The organism is Streptomyces sp. NPDC020362 (assembly GCF_040642095.1).
Taxonomy (GTDB): domain Bacteria; phylum Actinomycetota; class Actinomycetes; order Streptomycetales; family Streptomycetaceae; genus Streptomyces.
In genome coordinates this window covers 1-6,979 of sequence record NZ_JBFAET010000307.1, presented here as the reverse complement: position 1 = coordinate 6,979, position 6,979 = coordinate 1, and the positions used below count along the sequence as shown (strand labels likewise).

The 6,979-nt window shown below is 70.8% G+C and carries 6 protein-coding genes; 3 read left to right on the top strand and 3 right to left on the bottom strand.

Annotation, left to right across the window (positions count from 1 at the left end):
* Together AB0H32_RS45380 and coxB are read right to left on the bottom strand one after the other, a co-directional pair.
* On the bottom strand, positions 1-902 hold a 902-nt coding region (locus AB0H32_RS45380), incomplete at its 3' end, for a cbb3-type cytochrome c oxidase subunit I (protein WP_361134630.1).
* Positions 899-1,858, bottom strand: a complete 960-nt coding sequence (coxB, locus tag AB0H32_RS45375) for a cytochrome c oxidase subunit II (RefSeq protein WP_361134627.1) — start codon at positions 1,856-1,858, stop codon at positions 899-901. The genes coxB and AB0H32_RS45380, both read right to left, overlap by 4 nt.
* A gap of 327 nt (positions 1,859-2,185) precedes the next feature.
* Here coxB and AB0H32_RS45370 point away from each other — a divergent pair, with 327 nt between their 5' ends.
* Positions 2,186-3,562, top strand: a complete 1,377-nt coding sequence (locus AB0H32_RS45370; RefSeq protein ID WP_361134624.1) for an aminotransferase class V-fold PLP-dependent enzyme — start codon at positions 2,186-2,188, stop codon at positions 3,560-3,562.
* A 114-nt stretch (positions 3,563-3,676) separates the two neighbouring features.
* Here AB0H32_RS45370 and AB0H32_RS45365 read toward each other — a convergent pair whose 3' ends face one another.
* Positions 3,677-4,651: a carbohydrate kinase family protein gene (locus AB0H32_RS45365; RefSeq protein WP_361134621.1), complete on the bottom strand. Its 975-nt coding sequence runs from the start codon at positions 4,649-4,651 to the stop codon at positions 3,677-3,679.
* A gap of 130 nt (positions 4,652-4,781) precedes the next feature.
* On the opposite strand from AB0H32_RS45365, the gene AB0H32_RS45360 reads away from it, so the two are divergent.
* Together AB0H32_RS45360 and AB0H32_RS45355 are read left to right on the top strand one after the other, a co-directional pair.
* Complete coding sequence (locus AB0H32_RS45360) at positions 4,782-4,988, top strand: hypothetical protein (RefSeq protein WP_361134618.1); 207 nt, start codon at positions 4,782-4,784, stop codon at positions 4,986-4,988.
* 102 nt (positions 4,989-5,090) lie between these two features.
* Positions 5,091-6,827, top strand: a complete 1,737-nt coding sequence (locus tag AB0H32_RS45355) for a hypothetical protein (RefSeq protein WP_361134616.1) — start codon at positions 5,091-5,093, stop codon at positions 6,825-6,827.
* Positions 6,828-6,979 lie beyond the last annotated feature (152 nt).

Below are 6,979 nucleotides of genomic sequence, written 5' to 3'. Positions count from 1 at the left end.
ATCAGACCCATGTAGCCGAACATCGGCTTGCGGGAGAAGACCGGGATGACCTCGGAGATGATGCCGAAGAACGGCAGGGCGATGATGTACACCTCTGGATGGCCGAAGAACCAGAAGAGGTGTTGCCACAGCAAGGCTCCGCCGTTGGCGGCATCGAACACATGCGCACCGAATTTACGGTCCGCCTCCAGGGCGAACAGCGCGGCCGCGAGGACCGGGAAGGCGAGCAGGACCAGGACGGCGGTCAGCAGCACGTTCCACACGAAGATCGGCATGCGGAACATGGTCATGCCCGGGGCGCGCATGCAGATGATCGTGGTGATGAAGTTGACCGCGCCGAGGATGGTGCCGAAGCCGGAGAAGGCCAGACCCATGATCCACATGTCGGCGCCGATGCCCGGCGAGCGGACCGCGTCCGACAGCGGGGAGTAGGCGAACCAGCCGAAGTCGGCCGCGCCCTGCGGGGTGAGGAACCCGCCGACCGCGATGGTCGAGCCGAACAGGTAGAGCCAGTAGGCGAACATGTTCAGCCGCGGGAACGCCACGTCGGGCGCGCCGATCTGCAGCGGCATGATCCAGTTCGTGAAACCGGCGAACAGCGGCGTCGCGAACATCAGCAGCATGATCGTGCCGTGCATCGTGAACGCCTGGTTGAACTGCTCGTTCGACATGATCTGCAGGCCCGGACGGGCCAGCTCGGCGCGCATCAGCAGCGCCATCACGCCGCCGATCAGGAAGAACGCGAACGACGTGACGAGGTACAGCGTTCCGATCGTCTTGTGGTCGGTGGTCGTCAGCCACTTCACCACGACATTGCCGGGCTGCTTGCGCCTGACCGGCAGCTCGTTCTCGTACGAGTCCTCCGCTGCCGCGGCACCCTGGGGTTCGTTGAGGATGCTCACAGGTTGTTCGTCTCCCGGTTCTTCTCGTGCGGCGTCTGCGCGATGCCGGCGGGAATGTAACCGGTCTGCCCCTTCTTGGCGAGGTCCTTGAGGTGCTGCTCGTATCGCTCGGGGGAGACGACCTTCACGTTGAACAGCATCCGGGAGTGGTCGACGCCGCAGAGCTCTGCACACTTGCCCATGAAGGTGCCCTGGTGGTTCGGGATCACCTGGAAGGCGTTGGTGTGGCCCGGGATGACGTCCTGCTTCATGAGGAACGGCACCACCCAGAAGGAGTGGATGACGTCACGCGAGGTGAGGACGAAGCGGACGGTCTTGCCCTCGGGGAGCCAGAGCGTCGGACCCGGGTTGCCGGTCTGCGGGTTCTTCGTACCGGGCGTACCGACGTCGTAGACGCCGCCGGCGTTCGCCGGGAAGTCCTTCTTGAACCGGTCCGGGATGGCGTCCAGGTTCTTGTCGGTCTTCGCGTTGCCGGTGACACCGGGCACGTCCGCGATGTAGTTGAAGCCCCAGCTCCACTGGAAGCCGACCACGTTGACCGTGACGTCGGGCTTCTTGGAGAGGTCCAGGAGCTTCGTCTCGTCCCGGGCCGTGAAGTAGAAGAGCACCGAGATGATGATGATCGGGACCACCGTGTACAGGGCCTCGATCGGCATGTTGTACCGAGTCTGCGGAGGTACCTCGACCTTGGTGCGGCTGCGCCGGTGGAACATGGCCGCCCAGAGGATCAGGCCCCACACCAGCACGCCGACGGCGAGCGCGGCAGCCCAGGAGCCCTGCCACAGGGAGAGGATCCGCGGAGCCTCTTCCGTGACCGGGGTGGGCATACCAAGGCGGGGGAAGTCCTTGTATGTGCAACCGGTAGCGGTCGCCAGGACCAGGCCCGCGGTCAATGCCTGCAGCAGCTTCCGCCGCATCGGGCGCCGCGGCGAGCGGTCGGAGCCGTTGGGACTCACGTAGCGCCTTCCCGAGAGTCTCGCCCGCGCGGTCGGCTGCGGCCTTCTCGCTGGTCGGTCGCCGCCCTGCGTCGGGCAGGGGTTTGGATGTTTATGCGGACCAAACCCTAGCCGACGCCCTCTGGGGGTTCGCGGGGAGGGGGGCATACGCGCCGCGGGTCAGCCCGAAGGGGTGGGATTGGGCGCCTAATAGCTCGGGGTTGTCGCGGTTTGAGCGCGGCTGCGGGTGGTGTTCTGGCTGGTCGCGCCCCACGCGGCGGAGCCGCACAGCGATACGGCCCCGCGCCCCCATGAGGCCTCCTCCTGCCGAAGATTTACCGTTGCCATGTGTCCTACTTCGACGCCGCATCCGCGGCTCCCCTCCATCCCGTGGCTCGTCAGGCGCTGTTGGCCGCCCTGGACGACGGGTGGGCCGATCCTGCTCGTCTGTACAGGGAGGGGCGCAAGGCGCGGTTGCTGCTCGACGCCGCTCGGGTGGCGGTCGCCGAGGCGGTGGGGTGCCGGGCCGACGAGGTGGTGTTCACCTCCTCCGGGACCCGGGCCGTACACACCGGCATCGCGGGGGCGTTGGCCGGGCGGCGGCGGGCGGGGCGCCACCTGATCGTGTCAGCGGTCGAACACTCCTCGGTACTCCATTCGGCGGATGCCTTCGAGGCCGGGGGCGGGACGGTGAGCACGGTGGCCGTCGACCGGGCCGGGGCGGTGGACCCCTCCGCCTACGCGGCCGCACTGCGGCAGGACACCGCGCTGGCCTGTCTGCAGTCGGCCAACCACGAGGTCGGGACGGTGCAACCGGTGGGCGAGGTGGCCGAGGCGTGCCGGGCGGCGGGGGTGCCCCTGCTGGTGGACGCCGCGCAGTCGCTCGGATGGGGGCCGGTCGAGGGCGACTGGTCGCTGCTGACGGCGAGCGCCCACAAGTGGGGCGGGCCCTCGGGGGTGGGGGTGCTCGTGGTGCGCAAGGGCGTGCGGTTCGCGGCACAAGGGCCCGTGGACGAGCGGGAGTCGGGGCGGGCGCCCGGCTTCGAGAACCTCCCGGCGATCGTCGCGGCCGCGGCCTCGCTGCGGGCGGTGCGATCCGAGGCGGCCCAGGAGGCGGTGCGGCTGCGGGAGCTGACGGAGCGGATCCGGATGCGGGTGCCCCGGCTGGTGCCGGACGTGGAGGTGGTGGGCGACGCCGAGCGGCGGCTGCCCGGGATCGTCGCCTTCTCCTGTCTCTATGTCGACGGAGAGGCTCTGCTGCACGAGTTGGACCGGGAGGACTTTTCCGTCTCGTCCGGTTCGTCCTGCACCAGCAGCACCCTGACGCCCAGCCATGTGCTGAAGGCGATGGGCGTGCTGAGCGAGGGCAACGTGCGGGTGTCGCTGCCGCCCGGGGCGGCCGAGGAGGACGTGGAACGGTTCCTGCGAGTGCTGCCGGGTGCGGTGGCGGGCGTGCGGGAGAAGCTGGGGGCGCCGGCTCCCGCGACCGTGGTCCGGGCGGAGGAACTGGTCGTCGACTCGCTCGGCAAGCGGTGCCCGATCCCGGTGATCGAGCTGGCCAAGGTGATCGGGGAGGTGCCGGTGGGGGGCACGGTGCGGGTGCTGTCGGACGACGAGGCGGCCCGGCTGGACATTCCCGCGTGGTGCGAGATGCGGGGGCAGGAGTACGTGGGCGAGGAGCCGGCCGAGCGAGGTACGGCGTACGTGGTCCGCCGGGTGAGCTGAAGGGGGTCCCGACAAGGGGCACGGGGAACTGCGCGACCAGCCCCCCACGCACCCGTACCCGACAACGGCGCAACCGGGGCGGACGAACCGTCGCCCGGCTGCGCCGGTACCGCGTCAGCCCAGGTGAGCCTTGACCTCTTCAGCCGCCTCGGCGCCGTACGCCTTGGTGAACCGGTCCATGAAGTGCGCCCGGCGCAGCTGGTACTCCTGCGTGCCCACCGTCTCGATGACGAGCGTCGCCAGCATGCAGCCGACCTGGGCCGCACGCTCCAGGGAGACACCCCAGGCGAGGCCGGAGAGGAAACCGGCCCGGAAGGCGTCGCCGACACCGGTGGGGTCGGCCTTGCGGTCCTCCGCCGGGCAGCCGACCTCGATCGGGTCCTCGCCGACCCGCTCGATCCGCACGCCCCGCGAGCCGAGCGTGGTGACGCGGTGGCCGACCTTGGCGAGGATCTGGGGGTCGCTCCAGCCGGTCTTGGACTCGATGAGGCCCTTCTCGTACTCGTTGGAGAAGAGGTACGTCGCCCCGTCGAGCAGTATCCGGATCTCCTCGCCCTCCATGCGGGCGATCTGCTGGGAGAAGTCGGCGGCGAAGGGGATCGACCGGGAGCGGCACTCCTCCGTGTGGCGGAGCATGGCCTCCGGGTCATCGGCGCCGATGAGGACGAGGTCGAGACTGCCGACGCGGTCGGCGACCGTCTTCAGCTCGATGAGCCGGGCCTCGCTCATCGCGCCGGTGTAGAAGGAGCCGATCTGGTTGTGGTCGGCGTCGGTGGTGCACACGAAACGGGCGGTGTGCAGGGTCTCGGAGAGACGGACCGATTCGGTGTCCACGCCGTGACGGTCGAGCCAGGCGCGGTAGTCGTCGAAGTCGAAGCCCGCGGCCCCGACCAGGATGGGCTTGGTCCCGAGCTGACCCATGCCGAAGGCGATGTTCGCGCCGACGCCGCCGCGGCGCACGTCCAGGTTGTCGACCAGGAAGGAGAGCGAGACCGTGTGCAGCTGGTCCGCGACGAACTGGTCGGCGAAGCGGCCGGGAAAGGTCATGAGGTGGTCGGTGGCGATGGAGCCGGTGACTGCAATGCGCACGACAGGCATTCTCCTGCGGGAGGCTGGATTGACAGTTCACGCTACCCGCTCACGCGCGGTCACTGAAGCTGGCAAAACTACCCGATAGTAGGTCTTTCTGTGTGAGCCCCGGCATGCCTACGGTGCCGTCATGACAAACCTCAAGGTCAACTCCACCGCCCCGGCCGACCTCGACGGCGACCTCGCCTCGCTGCGCCGGGACTGCGCCCGGATGGCCTCGCGCTGGGCGGCTCCGAAGCACGACTCCCGTCCCGTGCCGCCGTCCCTGATCCACGGGGTGAAGGTGCCGAAGCGCTCCGCCCGGCTGCTGGACGCGATGTCCGACTACGGCGACTGACACCAGGGGCGCACATTCCGGGAACCGTGCGCTCCCCTCGCGCGTCCCATCGCCGTCCCCCGTGCCGGGGACGCGGGACACGATCCAGCGAGGAGCGATGCGGTGAACACCGAGCGACCGGAGAACCCCGAGGAGCCCGAGGCCTCCGGTAGGAGCGAGGCCGCAGGGGCGGACGAAGGCGGAGCCGGCCGGGTCGAGAAAGCCGTCGGCGAGGCCGCGAGCGGGCGCACTGGTGAGCGGGCCCCGGACCGGGTCGAGGAAGCCGGCGAGGCCGAGGGCGCGAGCGCCGGCGAGCAGACCCTGAGCCAGGTCGAGGAAGCCGGCGAGGCCGAGAAGGCCGGCGCCGGTGAGCAGACGCTGAGCCGCGTGGACGAAGCAGGCGGGGCCGAGAGCGCGAGCGCCGGTGAGCGGGCCTCGCGGCACCGCTCCCCCGCGGTCGTCGCCTCGGTCGCGGCGGCCGTCCTGCTGGTCGGGGGCGGTGGCGCCTACCTCGCCGCGCACCATGGCTCGGACGGCCGTACGAACGCCGGGGCGTCCGGCGGTGGCGGGACCCCGCCGCCGCTCGCCCTGGACGGGTGGGCGCAGGGCGGTACGGGCGGGATCGCGCCCGGGGAGCCGAATCCGTACGGCGCGACCTATGTGGCGGCGGGCGAACTGCCGGACGGTCCCGGCTCGGCGCCGGTGTACGCGCCGGGGGCAGAGGTCGGCAAGGACCGGGTGGCCCGGCTGGCCCAGGCGCTCGGTGTGGACGGGACGCCGGTGGCCGAGGGCCGGACCTGGCGGGTCGGCGGCGGGAAGGACGGCTCCGGTCCGACCCTGCAGGTGAACAGGGACGCGCCGGGCAGCTGGACGTTCAGCCGGTACGCACCCGGGACCGACGACTGCAAGAAGGTCACCGTCTGTGTGCACGACCCGATGGCGCCGGCCGGCGCCCCGGTGAGCGTGGCGGCCGCGAAGAAGGCGGCGGCGCCCGTGCTGAAGGCGCTCGGGCAGGACGACGCGAAGATCGACGCGAGCCAGATCATGGGCTCCCAGCGGGTGGTCAACGCGGACCCGGTGGTGGGCGGGCTGCCCACGTACGGCCTCACGACCGGTCTGACGGTCGACAAGCAGGGCGAGCTGGTCGGCGGACACGGTCAGCTGGCGGCGCCGGTGAAGGGGGACACGTACCCCGTCCTGGGTGCGAAGAAGACACTGGAGCTGATGAACAGGGCACCCAGGAGCGACCACCGCATGGGCATCGGAGGCTGCGCCAGTCCGATGCCGCTGAAGGACCGGCTGGAGCAGCCGTGCGGCGGGTCGGCGTCGACACCGAAGCAGGCGGCCGACAGGGTCACGGTCGACAAGGCGGTGTTCGGGCTGGCCGCGCGCTCGGCCGGCGGACGGCAGCTGCTGGTGCCGGCGTGGCTGTTCGAGGTGCGCGCGTCGGCGGCGGGAGGCGCCTTCACGGTGGCGTATCCGGCGGTCGATCCCAAGTACCTGACGGCACCGTCCGCCTCGGCCCCGTCCTCGCCCCCCTCGTCCTCTTCGCCGTCCGCGCCGAAGACGCGCGAGGTACCGGTGGCCGGTTACACCGCCGACGGCCGCGAGCTGACGGTGAGCTTCATGGGCGGGGTGTGCGCGGACTACACGGCGTCCGCGAAGGAGAGCGGCGGCCGGGTCACGGTCACCGTGACCGAGAAGCCCTGGCCCGACAAGATCTGCATCATGATCGCCAAGGAGTACGTGAAGACCGTACGGCTCGACGCGCCGCTGGACGGCCGGACGGTGGTCGGCGTCGACGGCAAGCAGATCCCGAAGGCGAAGCCGGGAGCGCTGCGGCCCCAGACGGCTCGGTAATCGCGCAGGCACACGCACTGGGCAACCGCCCAGGCACACGCAAAGGCAGGCACACGCAAAGGCAGGCACACGCAAAGGCAGGCACACGCAAAGGCGGCGGGCCCCCCCCCCGGGGGCCGCCCCCGATGCCCGACGGCCCGGGGCGGCGCCGC

Excerpts from the sequence above, each read along its gene's own strand:
- AB0H32_RS45360 (WP_361134618.1), top strand. The coding sequence starts at position 4,782 with ATGACAAACCTCAAGGTCAACTCCACCGCCCCGGCCGACCTCGACGGC.